The sequence below is a fragment of the Sporosarcina sp. BP05 genome, from assembly GCF_014282005.1.
GTDB lineage: Bacteria > Bacillota > Bacilli > Bacillales_A > Planococcaceae > Sporosarcina.
This window is the reverse complement of sequence record NZ_JACFTD010000003.1, coordinates 170,902-187,765: the sequence shown is the minus strand read 5'-3', so window position 1 is coordinate 187,765 and position 16,864 is coordinate 170,902. Positions and strand designations below refer to the sequence as shown.

The window sequence follows — 16,864 nt, the reverse complement described above, 5'->3', positions numbered from 1 at the left end:
CTCACTTCGTATCATACCAAGATAATCCGAATGCCCAGTCAACTTTCAAAGGCACGTCAAGCGCCAGAGCTGATTCCATCACTTCAGGTACAATTTCTTTTAGTTTCTCAATTTCACTTTCTGGTGCTTCAAAGATCAATTCATCATGCACTTGCAGAAGCATACGTGTCTGCATGCCTTCAACCTCAAGCCTTTTAGCCATTTCAATCATTGCTTTTTTTATAATATCAGCCGCACTTCCTTGAATCGGTGTATTCATGGCAGTCCGTTCCGCAAAACTTCTCAAGTTAAAATTCGAACTTGTAATTTCCGGCAAATACCGTCTGCGGTTCATAAGCGTCGTCACATAGCCTTTCCTTTTCGCATCCGCGACGATATCACTCATATACTGTTTGACTCCTGGGAAACTACTGAGATAAGTGTCAATGAATTGCGCTGCGTCTTTCCGCGTAATATCCAAGCTTTGTGAAAGTCCGTAATCGCTTATTCCGTAGACAATTCCAAAGTTGACCGCTTTTGCTGCTCGGCGCATGTCTGACGTCACTGAATCTTCATCAACACCGAAAACGTCCATTGCTGTCTTCGTGTGAATATCTGCACCTGCACGGAAAGCTTCAATTAGTTTTTCATCTTGCGACATATGTGCGAGCACACGCAGTTCAATTTGAGAATAGTCCGCTGCAAATAGATACCAGCCCGGTTCAGATGGAACGAACGCCGCACGAATTTTTCTTCCCTCTTCAAGTCGTACAGGGATGTTCTGCAAATTGGGATTGATCGAACTAAGTCGGCCTGTTGTCGTGAGTGCTTGCTGGAAACGAGTATGAATCTTGCCATCCTCGTGAATTTCTTTCAATAATCCTTCGATATACGTCGAATTCAATTTACCGAGTTGGCGATAGTTCAATATATGGCTGATAATTTCATGTTCACTTTCAAGCTTCTCAAGTACATCTGCTGCAGTTGAATAACCAGTCTTCGTCTTTTTTATCGGAGTAAGTCCGATTTTTTCAAAAAGGATGACGCCAAGCTGTTTAGGTGAATTAATGTTGAATTTTTCTCCTGCAATTTCATAAATAGTTGTCTCAAGTATGGTCAGTTTAGCAGACAGTTCCGTTCCAATTGTCAGAAGCGTATCCCGGTTAGTCATCACACCAGTCGTTTCCATTTTCGCAAGAATCGCCGCTAGCGGTAACTCAAGATCATGGTATAGATCATATTGATCATTATCTTGTAATTTCTCTTCAATCACCGCATGTAGTTTCCATATTGCCTGCGCTTTCCGCCCTGCGTGCTCTGCAATTATTTCTTCAGTCGGTATCGCTTTCTTAGCACCTTTTCCATAAATCACTTCATCCTGCTCAACTTCTGTGTAACCGAACTCTCGTGTAATAGAAGCTACATCGGTATATGTCGTCGACGGGTTGACGATGTATGTCGCAAGTAATAGATCAAACTGGAATCCTTCTGCATCTAGACCTTGACGCGCAAGTGATGCACTAGCCGCTTTCGAATCAGACGAGTATTTTAGCTTGTCCGTATTTTGTAGCCAGTTTTTAAATGACAGCGATGTTTTTGCGACTTCAAGCGGGATAAATAGGATATTTTTTCCATCCACCAAACTAATGCCCAAAATCTCTGCAGTCAAATAGTTTTCATCCATCATTTCAACATGGATTGCCATTTCGTTTGACAAATCCTTGTCCAAGAGTTCAGAAACAATCGTGACTTCAATTGCTTCTTTTGGTTCCTCTGCTGCTTGAGGTGTAATTTTTTCGAGGAGGGTCTTGAATTTCAACTCTCGGTAAATACTCGACACTTCATCTATATCAGGTCCGTCATATGTTAAATCATTGATGGAAACCGTGATTGGTGCATTCACTTCAATTGTCGCAAGGTCTTTGCTCATGAACGCTTGCGCTTCATTTTCCGTCAAATTCTGATTCAGTTTTTTAGCAGTAATGTTAGCAAGAGATTTATAAACATTTTCAATCGAACCGTATTCGATTAGCAATTTGAGTGCAGTCTTCTCACCGACTCCAGGAACGCCCGGAATATTATCGGATGCATCACCCATTAACCCTTTCATATCAATGATCTGATGGGGCTCAATGCCGTATTTCTCCATAATGTGTTCAGGCGTGTATTTCTCAATATCCGTCATCCCTTTTCGAGTGATGAACACCGTCGTATGTTTACTAGCAAGTTGCGTTAAATCCTTATCCCCTGAAATGACAACGATTTCGGAACCGTCAGCATCTCCTGCTTTACTAAGCGTACCGATGATATCATCTGCTTCGTACTGTTCAAGTTCGTACTGGGGGATCTTGTATGCTTCAAGCAACTTTCGCAAATATGGGAATTGCTCCGATAATTCAGGTGGCGTTTTCTGACGCCCACCTTTATATTCTCCGTATGTTTTATGCCTGAATGTTGTTTTTCCAGCATCCCATGCCACGAGAATATGCGTAGGTTTTTCAACCTCAAGTATGTTTTGCAGCATCATTGTGAAGCCATATACCGCATTGGTATGGATCCCGTTATCATTTGTTAGTAAAGGCAATGCAAAAAATGCCCGGTACGCAAGACTGTTTCCATCAAGTAATACAATTTTCTTTGTCGTCATGTACATTCCACTCCCATTCAAAAAAACGTCATCTTCATTCATCTTACCACGGGGGCAGATATAAATGAAAATGACGCGTTGTTTAGTCTGCTTCCGTAATTCTTTACTTATGAACACGTCTGTTGATTAACCATTTATTCGCATAAAACACTGGTGAGAAGGGCTTGAGAAAATCCGTTTTAGTTGGACTATTTTTGGCCCGCTTTCGGCTAACTATTCATGACAGATTTACTGAGGGGTCCTAGTGTGGCTAGTTGCCTGTCGCGTTCCTACACTATTCAAGTGAAAAATGCAGTTGTTTGGAAGAAAAGAGTAGACGACATTCTATAGAGAGAGTAAGTGCCCGAAGATACAATTTCGGGCACTTTTGCACGTTGTATAATGTGCTTCTTGCTTACTTTTAGTAAAGTTTATGCATCTAATTATGTGATGTCTACTAGAATGTGACACTTCTTTAATAAAGATAGGAAAAACCATAGAGAAAGCAGCAGCCGCCAAAATTGCATCTTTGGCGGCTTTTATCCAGTTATATGTCCCTTTATCTTTCGTCCCACAAAGTCTTAGCACTTCGTGTACTTGTGCATTTGGAGCGCGACGGATGAAGGACCCCCATACGATTAACGAAAAAATATGTAGGGATGCGACAAAGGCGCATTCCTACATATCCAGACATCTCGATAATGGTATAGTAGTCGTTCAATCTAAAGCAATCCGGAAGCAACAATACACGTAGCGCCCAGTGTGTAATTAATTTATCCCCTAGTTAATTTTGGTTAATCGACAGATGTGACTTTTGAATTGCTTAATTAGCTTGTCGCAAAGGTAGACAGATGCGAATTAACGTACCTACACCGATTGTGCTTTCCACTTCGACTGTACCACTATGGGCTTCCACGAGGTGTTTGACAATGGCTAGTCCTAGCCCAGTGCCACCCGAGTCACGACTCCTAGCACGGTCAACACGGTAGAAGCGTTCAAACAGCCGTGCCAGTTCAACTTGTTCGATACCGATTCCTTCATCTTGTACTTGGATAATGGCATTTTTCGCCATTATTTTAACTGAAACAGTGATTGTTGTCTGTTCTTTTGAATAGTTAATCGCATTCGATAAAAGATTCACCATTACTTGAATTAATCGACTCGCATCGCCTTCGATAACAATTTCATCCGCAATATCCAAATTGATAGCCATCTTCTTACGCTCCAAACTCCCGGAAACGATTTCCAATGCATCATTCATCAGTTCTAACAGCTCAACATGTCCAAACTGAAGTGAAAAGTTTTCTCTTTCCATTGCCGATAATTCAAGCAAATCATCAATTAGTAAATGTAGACGGTTACTTTCTTTTTGAATGATTTCAAGAAATTCTTTCATTATGACAGGTTCATTCATCGCACCATCTAATAACGTTTCAGTAAACCCTTTAATTGAAGTAATAGGAGTACGGAGTTCGTGGGATACATTTGCAACGAAATCTTTTCTTATTTCTTCGAGTCTGACAAGCTTTGTAATATCATGCATGACAACAACAATACCGAGCCAATTCCCGTGATGGCCGATAACAGGCGCACCATAAACGCCCATGTAGGAATAAATACCCCCTGAATCAATCCTAACCTGTTTTTCACGTACTTGTTCTGTCATAAATACATCTTCAATCAAATCTTCAATTTCAATAGGTAAACCAATTGTTTTGAACGTCTTACCTATTGGCTCCTCTTTTGAAAATCCAAACGTCTTTTCAAATACTCCATTTACAAGATTGACTGATCCTTCACGACCAAACATCAGAAGCCCGCTACCCATACTTTCTATAAGTGTTTTCAAGCGCTCTTTTTCCATCATGCGTAGTGTCGACATCTCTTGCAGATTGCTCGCTATTTTGTTAATGGAAATCGCAAGTTCATTATTATATTCTGGTTCATCCGTCTTTGTCCTTACAAGGTAATCACCTTGCGCAATTTGAACAGCAACTTTTGTCACTTCGTCGACAGGACGAGCGTATTGCACCATCATCCGCATTGCTATTAAAAGTGAGATAATAAACGCAATTATCAGCGTGATGATTAAATAAACCCAATATTGGTGTTGCAGATCAAGTGAGATATCCCGTGCGAATAAAGGGAAAAACTGGCCCAGGACAATACCGAGGCCAGTTAAAAGAACTGAAAGAAGAATTGCACATGCGATGGTTAATCTAGAATATAGATCTTTCATCAAACTTTTGGCTCCTCAAATTTATAGCCAATTCCCCTTACCGTCTTGATGAAAACAGGTTTCTTCGTGTTTTCTTCAATTTTCTCACGTAAATGGCTGACATGAACATCGACGATGCGTGTATCACCAGCGAAGTCATAATTCCAAACCGCGCTCAAAAGCTGGTCCCGTGATAGCACCCGGTTCTTGTTCTGCATGAAATAAACAAGCAGTTCGAATTCCTTTGGAGTGAACTCAAGTTCTACTTTGTCAAGATAAGCTTCGTATTGTTCAGCGTGCACCGTTAATAATCCAGTAGTTAAAATTCCCGTTTCTTCGACTTTGTCTGTCCGTTCCCCGCTGCGTCTTAATACAGCCTTAACGCGTGCAACAACTTCACGTGGACTGAACGGCTTCGTCATATAATCATCCGCGCCAATCTCAAGACCGAGCACTTTGTCTAGCTCGTCCCCTTTTGCCGTAAGCATGATAATTGGGATATCAAGTCCACGCTGTCTTAATGTTTTGCATACATCAATTCCATCCATTTTTGGAAGCATTAAGTCAAGTAAGATTAAATCAGGTCTTTCCATTTCTGCTTTCAATACCGCTTCTTCCCCGTCAGCAGCAGTAATTGTTTCGTATTGTGCCTGCTTCAAGTTGTATTCTAGTAGTGTTCGAATCGGCTGTTCGTCATCGACAATCAATATTTTCTTTATACTTGAACTCAACTTGCATCAATCCCCTATCAAAAGTTATCCATTGCTTGTGATGTAAGTCGTTCTTCCACTTTTGGCGGAGTGACTGTCACTACTCCAGAAATGACGATGTCCTCCTTTTCGTCACGTGCTTCTATTGAAATATCTATTGAATTTTTTTCTTTATCAACATGAATAATTTCGAGCAAAAAATTGATAGTTGTATAGTGATACACAGCTTTTTGGAATGACAACTGTTGTTTCACGATATGTGAACCAGGTCCAGGTAAATACTTTGAAACGGCGGATGTCACAATCCCTGTTAGCATAATAGTTGGTACGATAGGCAATCCATAAGCCGTCTGCGAAGCGTAATCATGCTGGATATAGAGTGGGTTACTATCATTTGTTAGTCCAAGATAGAGCAGTAGATCTTTATCTTCAATTCTCTTTGTCAATTTCAATTTTTCTCCAACAGTAATCTCTTCTATTTTTCTACCTAGACGTCTTTTTTTCCCTAGTATCAACTTGCTTCCCCCTTTTAATGTGGTAATACAAGTTTATCAATAATTAGAAAAAAAATCGAGTAGCATATGCTACTCGATTTTTTTAAAAGATATTAGACAAGAACTTTCATAACAGCTTTAACTGATTCAGCAGAATTAGCTAATGCAACTTTTTCGTCTTCAGTCAATTCAAGTTCTATGATTTTTTCGATACCGCCTGCACCAAGCACCGTTGGAACACCGATGTAAATACCATCAAGACCGTACTCGCCTTCAAGGTATGCAATCGAAGGAAGAACACGTTTCTGATCTTTTAGAATCGCTTCAGCCATTTCAACTAGTGATGCAGCTGGTGCATAGTAAGCAGAACCATTCCCAAGAAGGTTAACGATTTCCGCTCCACCTTTGCGTGTACGCTCTACGATTTCTTCAAGACGCTCAGGAGAGATTAACGTTTCAAGTGGAATACCGCCAGCATATGAGTAGCGGACAAGTGGAACCATATCATCGCCATGACCGCCAAGTACGAAACCAGTGACGTCTTTAACAGACAAGTTCAATTCTTGCGCTACAAACGTGCGGAAACGAGCAGTATCAAGTACACCAGATTGTCCGATTACGCGTTCTTTCGGCAATCCTGATTCTTTGTATACTGTGTATGTCATAGCATCGACAGGGTTCGTCAATACGATGATTGTTGTGTTCGGAGAATGTTTTACAATTTCAGCTGTTACGATTTTCATGACTTTTTGGTTCGTTTGAACAAGGTCATCACGGCTCATACCTGGTTTGCGTGCAATACCAGCTGTGATAATGACGATATCCGAGTCTTTTGTATCCGCGTAATCTGAAGTCCCTATAATATTCGCGTCAAAACCTTGAACAGGTCCAGCTTCCATCATATCAAGTGCTTTCCCTTTTGTTGGGTTTTCCATTTGTGGAATATCAACAATCACTACATCGCAAAGCTCTTTTTGAGCTAAAAGAAATGCCGTAGTTGCACCAGTGAAACCAGAACCGATAACTGAGACTTTTTTACGTTGCATTGTCATGGGTTTACTCTCCTTTTATTCATATGTATGAAGGGCATCCCCCTCATTCAATCTAATAAAAATCTCCAACGGCGGAAAACTAGGGTTTTCCGCCGTTGGAGTATTAGTAAATCAATTACGCCTCGGCGTAATTTGAATCAGCAGGCACTTCTGCTAATTCAAATTAAAGGTTTTTAATCAATTCATTTGCGAATTCAGATGCTTTCACTTCTGTTGCACCGTCCATAAGACGAGCAAAGTCGTACGTCACAACTTTAGAAACAATTGTTTTTTCGATTGAAGCAGTGATCATAGCTGCCGCTTCGTTCCATCCAAGATGCTCAAGCATCAAGACGCCTGAAAGAAGGAGTGAAGAAGGATTAACTTTGTCAAGTCCTGCATATTTCGGTGCAGTACCGTGAGTTGCTTCAAAGATTGCATGCCCAGTAATGTAGTTGATGTTTGCTCCAGGAGCGATACCAATTCCGCCAACTTGCGCAGCAAGTGCATCAGATATATAGTCGCCGTTCAAGTTCATTGTTGCAACAACATCGAACTCTTTTGGACGTGTCAAGATTTGTTGCAAGAAGATATCAGCAATCGAATCTTTCACGATGATTTTGCCTGCTGCTTCAGCTTCAGCTTGTGCTTTGTTCGCAGCGTCAGTTCCATCAGCGTCTTTGATTTGATCATACTGGTTCCATGTGAAGACTTTATCGCCGAATTCTTGTTCAGCAACTTCATAGCCCCAGTTTTTGAATGCGCCTTCTGTGAACTTCATGATATTTCCTTTATGGACAAGCGTCAATGACTTGCGGCCTTCTTTAATAATATAAGTAAGAGCAGCACGTACTAGACGTTTTGTACCTTCTTCAGAAATAGGTTTGATACCGATTCCAGAAGTTTCTGGGAAGCGGATATTTTTAACGCCCATTTCGTTTTGTAGGAATTCGATTACTTTTTTCGCTTCAGGTGTACCTTCTTTGTATTCAATACCTGCATAGATATCTTCCGTATTTTCGCGGAAAATAACCATATCACAATCTTCAGGACGTTTAACCGGTGAAGGAACACCTTCAAAGTAACGTACTGGACGTAGGCAAGTGTAAAGATCCAATTCTTGGCGAAGTGCAACGTTCAATGAACGGAAACCGCCACCGATTGGCGTAGTAAGTGGTCCTTTAATAGCGATCAAATACTCATCAATTGTGTCAAGTGTTGCTTGTGGAAGCCATTCGCCAGTTTCGTTGAATGCTTTTTCTCCTGCAAGAACTTCTTTCCACACAAGCTTTTTCTTACCATCGTAAGCTTTATCGACAGCTGCTTCAAGTACGCGTGATGCTGAATGCCAAATATCCGGACCAGTACCGTCACCGATAATAAAAGGAATTGTTGCGTGATCAGGAACGTTTAAAACACCATTAGTTACTGTAATTTTTCCACCGTTAGTCATAATTAATTTCCTCCCAAATTCAAAATCAGAGGGCCGGCATATATCTATGCTGCCCCATGTTTTATCGTTCTTATCGTTCTTTAATTGGAACGTATTTCTGCATGCCCGGTCCTGTATAATCTGCACGAGGACGAATCAATCTATTGTTCGCATATTGCTCACGGATATGTGCAATCCATCCCGAAATACGAGATACTGCAAAAATCGGCGTGAATAAATCATGATCGATGTCGAGTGAATGATAGACAGAAGCCGAATAGAAATCGACGTTTGGCGGCAAATTCTTTTCGCCAGTAACAATTTCTTCAATTTTATTGGACATATTGTACCATTTCTCTTCGCCGCGAAGTTCAGTCAAACGCTTAGACATTGCACGAAGATGTTTCGCACGTGGGTCACCTTGGCGGTAGACACGGTGGCCGAAGCCCATGATTTTTTCTTTGTTATCCAATTTTGCACGGATATACGCTTCTACTTTGTCTTCAGAACCGATTTCCATCAGCATTTTCATTACTTGTTCGTTTGCACCACCGTGAAGTGGTCCTTTAAGTGCGCCAATCGCTGCTGTAACACCTGAGTACATATCAGAAAGCGTTGCTACGCAAACGCGCGCTGTGAATGTAGATGCATTTAGCTCATGGTCTGCATGAAGGACAAGTGCTTTGTCGAATGCTTCAATTGCAATTGCTTCAGGCTGTTTACCTGAAAGCATATATAGGAAGTTTTCAGCATAGCCTAGTTCAGCTTTTGGAGCAACTGGCTCAAGGCCTTTACGGATACGTGAGAATGAAGTAACGAGCGTAGCGATTTTTGCTTGAAGCTTAATCGCTTTTTCGTAATTTGCTTCATCAGACATATCTTCTGCTTTTTCATCGTATAGTCCAAGTAGAGATACTGCAGTACGCAGTGCCGCCATTGGGTGTACGTCTGCAATCGGATACGTTTTGAAATGATTAAGTACTTCTTGAGGAACAGACATATTCTCTGCAAGCTGTTTTTTCAGCTCTGCAAGCTCATCCTCTTTCGGCAGACGCTGGTGCCAGAGAAGATAAATAACTTCTTCAAAGCTGGCGTTATCTGCAAGATCATCAATATCATAGCCGACATATGTAAGTGTGTCATCAATAATAGAACTGATTGCTGACTGTGTCGCTACGACTCCTTCCAACCCTTTGGTTGACGTCATATAAATCGCTCCCTCTTTCAGTACAGCTGTCCAATCTATAAAAAAAGAAAGAAGAACAGCTAGTCTGCTAATATTAATTCGCTACTTAAAACGCTTACAACGACCATTATAATCAATTTTGTCATCTTTGTGAATGGATACGCTTGTTTTTGTTTTTTGATTTATAAAAAGGGGGTCGGAAAATGCCAGAAAACCGGAACAAGCAACAAGCATTTCAATCAATTTTCATGAAATGGTTGCCTGCTGTTTTCGCGGGCATTATCCTGTTTACTGTTCCCCCGGCGGCAATCGCTGTCATCATTGCCTACTTCACTGCTCCTATCTTATCATCCGTCCGCACAATGACCAAGCTTCCACTTACAATTGCAACGTTATTCGTCATGACACTTATGCTTTTTTTAATGAGCGCGTTCACTTTCATTGCAATTCACGGACTTATTGACACCGTTCCAACTGTTGAACGCCATATAGCCCCATTCACACAAAATACCGACATCCTAAGCAAACTATTCACTTTCCTCGAAGATAAAGTTGTGGAATATGGCCATGCGCTTCTAGAATACACCTTAACAATCATTAGTACCGTTTTTCAACAGCTCTTCAGTTTGTTCATTTTCCTCGTAGCTTACTTTTTTGCCTTACGGGAATCCGGTAAAAACCGCTATTGGTTTTTAGTCTATTTCCCAAGTGTCATACGCCAGCCTGCTAAAAGAATGTTTACAACATCCGGTAAACTTATTGGAACGTTTGTGTCAGTAGAAGCGCGCTTATTCTTCCTGACATTTTGTATTATCACAATAGGGTTCTTGCTTCTACGATTCGAGTCACCCATTGGCAACGCTTTTCTTATCTCACTAGCAGATAGCCTGCCATTCCTCGGGATCGGTCTGTTCCTTCTGCCAATGGCTGCCTTCTTCCTATATACAAATAATCTATATATAGGAATCTCACTCATTTTACTCTATCTATTCACCATGATAACCAGACAAATGGCCGAATCCTATATGTGGGCATCCACTTTTCACCTAAAGCCAATTCATGCTTTCTTCATAACAGCTTCTTCCTTCTATCTATTTGGATTACCCGGTATTCTACTAACGCCATTCTTACTTTTTGCCGCACTGAAAGTAAGACAACACCCTTTATTTACCGGATAACAATTTGTCCTTTTTTCATTTTATTATAGATCCAATTCCGAATGAATGGTCTGATACTATTCCTAGGTCCTTTGAAGAGTAGTAAAAAGCCGAATAGGTCGGTAATGAAACCGGGCATGATGAGCAGAATCCCCCCAAATAGAATACAAACACCATCAATAAGTGCATCTCCAGGTGTCTCCATAACTGTCATACGCATTTTCAATTCAGTCCAAGCCTTCATCCCTTGGCGCTTAGCGAGGTACGCCCCTCCTATCCCCGTAATAAGAATGATAGCTATCGTAGGCAGAAGCCCCAGCGTCTTCCCTGAATATAGTAGTAGAGCAAGTTCAGCTGTTGGAACAACAATAAATGTGAGTACAATCCATTTCATGCTAAAATTCATCTCCTAAAAAAGGCTGCTTACCGAGCATATCGGAAGCAGCCTTATCTTATTTATCCCGCATTAACGGGCAGTAAGACCCCCACTTCAAGTCTTCAAGGACACGGGAAGAATAAGTGGGGGATGAAGAAAACCCGCTCTGATTGAAGATTAACTTTATAGAACGCTCGCGCGCCCATTATAGATAACGCCAGATTCAGCATCCATCGTAATTTCCTCGCCATGCTGAATCAGCTTGGTTGCATCTTCAACACCGACAATAATCGGTATACCTAAACTGAGTCCAACAATTGCACCATGACTTGTCAATCCGCCTTCTTCCGTAATGAGTCCTGCACATTTCTCGATGGCAGGCATCATATCACGATCAGATGCATTCGTTACAAGAATTGCTCCTTCTGTATCATACGCCAATGCTTCAGCAGCATTTTTAGCTACAACAGTTCGGCCATAAGCTACATCTTTGCCTATCCCTTGTCCTCGTGCAAGCAAATCACCGATAACATGAATTTTCATCAAGTTCGTCGTTCCCGCCTTACCAACTGGAACACCTGCCGTAATGATAACCACATCACCATGTCCTACATACTGATGTTTAACACTCTCTTCGACAGACTCTTGCAAGATTTCATCAATCGAAGAAACTTTTTTTCCAACAATCGGGTAGACGCCCCAAATGAGTGATAGTCTTCTTGAACAAGCTTCAGATGATGTTACCGCAATAACCGGACAACCTGGGCGGTATTTGGCAATCATTTTAGCTGTATGGCCACTTTCTGTTGGAGCAATGACGGCCTTCACTTTCAAGTTGATAGCGGTGTATGCCGCAGCTTGTCCAATCGCTTCAGTCATATTGCCGTGTTTTTCGCGGCGGCGTGTTGAAACGACAGAACGATAATCAATTGCTGCTTCTGTAGTCCGCGCAATACGATCCATCGTCTGAACTGATTCGATTGGATAAATTCCTGCTGCCGTCTCTCCTGACAGCATGATTGCATCACTACCGTCAAAAATAGCATTTGCTACATCGCTCGCTTCAGCACGTGTAGGACGCGGGTTTCGCTGCATCGAATCAAGCATTTGTGTTGCTGTAATAACTGGCTTACCCGCCTGGTTACACTTCTCAATCAATTTTTTCTGGACAAGTGGTACTTCTTCCGGTGGAATTTCTACTCCAAGATCACCACGAGCAACCATAAGACCGTCCGAAACATTCAGGATTTCATCGATGTTGTCGACGCCTTCTTGATTCTCTATTTTCGGAATGATTTGTAAGTTCGAGCCGTTGTTGTTCTCAAGAAGGGCTCTTATTTCCATAACATCGGAAGCCCGTCTTACGAATGAGGCAGCTATGAAGTCGACACCTTCTCTAATACCGAATAGGATATCTTCTGCATCTTTTTCCGTCATTCCAGGAAGTTGAACCGAAATCCCCGGTACGTTAACGCCCTTATTATTGCTTAATGGCCCTGAATTAATAATCAGTGTATGGATTAATCCTCGTTCTTCATCTTTACCAATAACTTCTAATTGGATTAGACCATCATCTAAAAGAATGACAGAACCCTCGAATACATCTTCAATCAGTTTATCGTAACTTATTGAAAACACATCATTATTTCCTTCAACTTGCGTCATAGAAATATCAATTTTTTGTCCCGTGACAAGTTCCAACTTTCCATTCTCCATGGAATGCGTCCGTATTTCAGGACCTTTCGTATCTAGCAGGATCCCAACAACTTTACCTTTTTCACGTGCGACTTTTCTAATGGCATCGATACGGGCTTTATGTTCTGCATGATTACCATGGGAGAAATTCAGCCTCGCTACATTCATACCAGCCTCAATAAGCTGTTCCAATAATTCCGGTGATTCACTTGCAGGGCCAATCGTACATACTATTTTCGTTTTTCTCATCAACTATCGCCTCTTTTGTTTTTTTTAAAAACCCAATCAATTGTGCCTAGATTTTGAATAATGATTGCTTGATTCAGTCGACGTTTGAATGCACTCTGAATTACTGTTTTTGTTCGCTTTGTCTTACCCCGTATAAAGGTGGGAAGCTTCTGCCGAATAAAGTTAAATAGACAATTCCTTGGACAGCTTGTACATGTCCATATCCAAACCGTCTGATTGTTCGAAAACGTCTGCCAACTCATATTCTACCACCACATGATTTCGCATGCCAATCGCAATGCTGCCGCGTCCTTCTATCAATACTTCTACAGCTTTTGCTCCGTACTGACTAGCAATGACACGATCACGTGCAGAAGGGGAACCCCCTCGCTGAATATGCCCCAGCACTGATATACGTGTTTCAATACCAGCTTCACGCTTCAATATTTCAGCAAGCTCTGCAGCCGACATAACCCCTTCAGCTACAATAATGATACTATGCTTTTTACCTCGTCCCGTCCCACTTTTAAGCCGTTCGATAATATTGGGCAATTCATATTTTTCTTCTGGTACAAGAATTGTTTCAGCACCGCCGGCCAGTCCCGCCCATAAAGCAAGGTCTCCTGCATCGCGTCCCATAACCTCAACGATGAATGTACGTTCATGAGATGTAGCAGTATCGCGTATCTTATCGATGGCGTCAATGACTGTATTCAATGCCGTATCAAAACCGATTGTGAGTTCAGTGCCATTGATGTCATTATCTATTGTTGCTGGAACGCCGACACATGGTAGGCCAAGAGCTGTTAATTCAAGTGCACCCCTGAATGAACCATCACCGCCAATGACGACTAGCGCTTCAATTCCGTTTAACTTCAATTGCTTTAAGGCTTTTTCACGACCTTCCAGCGTTCGGAATTCGGCACTGCGGGCTGACCGTAATATCGTCCCACCCCGTTGAATGATATCCCCCACGGAACCCAATTGGAGGAGTTCGATTTTCCCTTCGATTAATCCTTGGTAACCATTAAAAACACCTGCAACTTCAAGACCTTCGTAAATTGCTTTCCGAACAACTGCCCGAACTGCAGCATTCATCCCTGGTGCGTCTCCCCCACTTGTCAACACAGCAATTTTCTTCATTGGAATCACTCCTATGTAGATTTAGTTTTTTTGTGAACACGAAAAAATGCGGTCACCCGCATCTTTCTTTTATTCAGAAAAAACGCCAATACAACGAAATTTATCATAACGATGGTCAACAAGACCTTTGCCATCCAGAGTTCCTAATTCATCTAACGAAGTTCGAATTGCATTCCCGATACTAATCGCCTGCGCTTTCGAGTCACGATGCGCACCACCCCGAACTTCAGGAATAATAGCATCTATAATACCCATTTCTTTCAAGTGTGGAGCAGTAATTTTCATAGCTTCGGCAGCTTGTTTGGCAAGACTTGAATCTTTCCAAAGAATGGTCGCGGCTCCTTCAGGTGAAATGACAGAGTAGGTTGAATGCTCAAGCATATGAATGTGATTTGCCACCCCAAGTGCCAGCGCCCCGCCACTTCCGCCTTCTCCGATGACGATAGAGATAACTGGAACTGTTAGGCCAGCCATTTCAACAAGATTTCGTGCAATCGCTTCGCTTTGTCCCCGCTCTTCAGCTGCCTTGCCAGGAAAAGCACCTTTCGTATCGATGAAACAAATGATTGGTCTGCCGAATTTTTCAGCCTGTTTCATAAGGCGCAATGCTTTCCTATACCCCTCAGGATGCGGCATTCCGAAATTCCGTTTGACGTTCTCTTTTGTGTCTTTCCCACGCTGATGGCCGATAACTGTTATTGGAACCGATTCAAATGAAGCGATACCACCAACAATTGCTGCGTCATCGCCATAAGCCCGATCGCCGTGTAGTTGCATAAAATCTTCAAACAACATATTGATATAATCAATTGTAGTCGGGCGTTGTGGATGCCTCGCCACTTGAACACGGTCCCATGGTTCCATATTCTCGTAAATCTCTTCTTCCAAGTTCTTCAAACGTACTTTCAACGTTCCGATTTCATCTGAAAGGTCAACTGAGTTGTTTGCCGTGAACTCTTCAAGTTCCACGATTTTCTCGCGCAGCTTGACGATTGGCTCCTCGAATTTCAACGTCTTACTCATGTCAATTAGCTCCCTTCACGTGAAGTCGAACGATCTTAGATAAGGTTTCTTTCATATCAGCACGGTGAACGACTGCATCCAATTGGCCGTGATCCAGCAGGAATTCCGCAGTTTGGAAGTCTTCCGGTAATTTTTCCCTAACAGTCTGTTCGATAACGCGTCTACCTGCAAATCCGATAAGTGCTTTCGGCTCTGCGATATTAATATCACCGACCGAAGCGAAACTTGCGGACACGCCGCCTGTAGTTGGGTACGTCATGACAGATATATATAACAAACCTTCACTGCCATGACGTGTAAGTGCGACACTCGTTTTCGCCATTTGCATGAGCGATAACACGCCTTCCTGCATACGTGCTCCGCCGCTCGCAGAAAAGATAATCATTGGAATACCTAGTGCAGTCGCTTTTTCTATTGCACGGGTAATCTTTTCACCCACAACTGATCCCATCGAACCCATTCGGAAATGGGCATCCATAATGGCTACAGCAATTTCCACTCCATCGATTTTACCTGTACCAGTTAGAACTGCCTCATTCAATCCCGTTTTTCTCGCATCTGACTCAACTTTTTCAGTATAAGCAGGGAAATTAAGCGGATTTTCCGTTTTCAAATGATCGTCAATTGATTTGAACGTCTCTTCATCAAACAAGCAAGCTACACGTTCAGCTGCTGTCATCTTAAAATGATGATCACATTTAGGGCAGACTTTCATTAGTTTGATTAAATCTTTTGTTAAAATAATATTTTTACATTCCGAACATTTCGTCATGATTCCTTCAGGTACGTCATTTTTAGCGTCAACGGAAGGTATTGTCGTCATATGCTTTTTTCTATTTTTCATAAATAAATCGCGAATCATTTATTATTGTCCCCTCTTTCACTTTCAACTAGTTTAATCCATTCAGAATAGGCTTCCAACGTGGCAATCACATTGCCATTGCCCAAGTTTAGAAGCAACATTTTCACACTTTCATTTTCATCAATCTTTGTCATTTCACTGAATGGTACTTTACTATATTGTTTTAATAAAAACCAAATTTTAAGCGATAATCGATTTCCAGCCGCAACAATCATTTCACGGACAAGGTCCTCTCGTAAAATTTCCCCATCCTGATCAATTTTTTTAAACAAGCTATCCCATACTGGTAACGCCCGTAATGCACTGTCCTTACATATTGCAAGGATTGCCGCAGTTTCATGAATTCTTCTTGTTTCCTGTACATCGGTGACGGAATCTGGCTGTTGCATGATGAAAGCTGCAAGTACTTCAACAAGTTGATGCTTCCTGAAATCGACAAGGAACGTCCCTTCACCACGCCGCGTTTCGATAAGTCCGAGCAGTTCCAAACTTCGTAACGCTTCACGAATCGTGGATCTCCCTGCCTGCAGACGCTCTGCCAATTCACGTTCGGAAGGCAGCTTTCCACCGGTTTCAATGCCTTCTTCTGTAATTATCGATCTAAGTTCACCGACAATATCTAGAAACATTTTCGACGATGGTTTTGGATTTTGCATGCGTGGACCCCTTTGGAAATATACATGATGAAAAGTGGTCTGACCACT

14 protein-coding genes are annotated in these 16,864 nt (G+C 41.9%); 1 reads left to right on the top strand and 13 read right to left on the bottom strand.

Translation table 11 applies throughout. The features are described from left to right. Position 1: 1 nt before the first annotated feature. From polA to citZ, 7 genes are all read right to left on the bottom strand, one after another. Positions 2-2,626, bottom strand: coding sequence for a DNA polymerase I (polA, locus tag H2672_RS05595; RefSeq protein WP_186670098.1), 2,625 nt, complete (start codon positions 2,624-2,626; stop codon positions 2-4). Positions 2,627-3,428: 802 nt separating this feature from the next. Then, a complete protein-coding gene (gene pnpS, locus H2672_RS05590; RefSeq protein ID WP_186670269.1) occupies positions 3,429-4,844 on the bottom strand; it encodes a two-component system histidine kinase PnpS in 1,416 nt (471 codons plus the stop codon). Continuing rightward, positions 4,844-5,554: a response regulator transcription factor gene (locus H2672_RS05585; RefSeq protein WP_186670096.1), complete on the bottom strand. Its 711-nt coding sequence runs from the start codon at positions 5,552-5,554 to the stop codon at positions 4,844-4,846. The genes pnpS and H2672_RS05585 overlap by 1 nt, the downstream gene beginning before the upstream one ends. A 17-nt stretch (positions 5,555-5,571) precedes the next feature. Further along, complete coding sequence (locus H2672_RS05580) at positions 5,572-6,048, bottom strand: MaoC/PaaZ C-terminal domain-containing protein (protein ID WP_186670094.1); 477 nt, start codon at positions 6,046-6,048, stop codon at positions 5,572-5,574. A gap of 92 nt (positions 6,049-6,140) precedes the next feature. Then, positions 6,141-7,079: a malate dehydrogenase gene (gene mdh / locus H2672_RS05575; protein ID WP_186670092.1), complete on the bottom strand. Its 939-nt coding sequence runs from the start codon at positions 7,077-7,079 to the stop codon at positions 6,141-6,143. A 163-nt stretch (positions 7,080-7,242) separates the two neighbouring features. After that, positions 7,243-8,511 (bottom strand): NADP-dependent isocitrate dehydrogenase, encoded by a 1,269-nt coding sequence (gene icd / locus H2672_RS05570; RefSeq protein WP_186670090.1) that lies wholly within the window; start codon positions 8,509-8,511, stop codon positions 7,243-7,245. A 70-nt stretch (positions 8,512-8,581) separates the two neighbouring features. Then, a complete protein-coding gene (gene citZ / locus H2672_RS05565; RefSeq protein WP_186670088.1) occupies positions 8,582-9,697 on the bottom strand; it encodes a citrate synthase in 1,116 nt (371 codons plus the stop codon). A gap of 182 nt (positions 9,698-9,879) precedes the next feature. Here citZ and H2672_RS05560 point away from each other — a divergent pair, with 182 nt between their 5' ends. Next, positions 9,880-10,854 carry an AI-2E family transporter gene (locus H2672_RS05560; protein WP_186670086.1) on the top strand — a complete coding sequence of 325 codons (975 nt, stop codon included), beginning with the start codon at positions 9,880-9,882 and terminating at the stop codon, positions 10,852-10,854. Here H2672_RS05560 and H2672_RS05555 read toward each other — a convergent pair. The 6 genes from H2672_RS05555 to H2672_RS05530 all read right to left on the bottom strand — a co-directional run bounded on the left by H2672_RS05555 (position 10,844) and on the right by H2672_RS05530 (position 16,816). Then, positions 10,844-11,227 (bottom strand): FxsA family protein, encoded by a 384-nt coding sequence (locus H2672_RS05555; RefSeq protein ID WP_186670084.1) that lies wholly within the window; start codon positions 11,225-11,227, stop codon positions 10,844-10,846. The two genes, H2672_RS05560 and H2672_RS05555, sit on opposite strands and share 11 nt — an antisense overlap. Positions 11,228-11,392: 165 nt before the next feature. After that, positions 11,393-13,153 carry a pyruvate kinase gene (pyk, locus tag H2672_RS05550; protein WP_186670082.1) on the bottom strand — a complete coding sequence of 587 codons (1,761 nt, stop codon included), beginning with the start codon at positions 13,151-13,153 and terminating at the stop codon, positions 11,393-11,395. A gap of 162 nt (positions 13,154-13,315) precedes the next feature. Continuing rightward, positions 13,316-14,275: a 6-phosphofructokinase gene (gene pfkA / locus H2672_RS05545; protein ID WP_186670080.1), complete on the bottom strand. Its 960-nt coding sequence runs from the start codon at positions 14,273-14,275 to the stop codon at positions 13,316-13,318. A 69-nt stretch (positions 14,276-14,344) separates the two neighbouring features. Beyond that, on the bottom strand, positions 14,345-15,298 hold the full coding sequence (locus tag H2672_RS05540) for an acetyl-CoA carboxylase carboxyltransferase subunit alpha (protein WP_186670078.1): 954 nt from the start codon (positions 15,296-15,298) through the stop codon (positions 14,345-14,347). 1 nt (position 15,299) lies between these two features. Then, positions 15,300-16,160, bottom strand: coding sequence for an acetyl-CoA carboxylase, carboxyltransferase subunit beta (gene accD / locus H2672_RS05535; protein WP_186670076.1), 861 nt, complete (start codon positions 16,158-16,160; stop codon positions 15,300-15,302). After that, positions 16,157-16,816, bottom strand: a complete 660-nt coding sequence (locus tag H2672_RS05530; protein WP_186670074.1) for a FadR/GntR family transcriptional regulator — start codon at positions 16,814-16,816, stop codon at positions 16,157-16,159. Before H2672_RS05530 ends, accD begins: the two co-directional genes overlap by 4 nt. Positions 16,817-16,864: the final 48 nt, after the last annotated feature.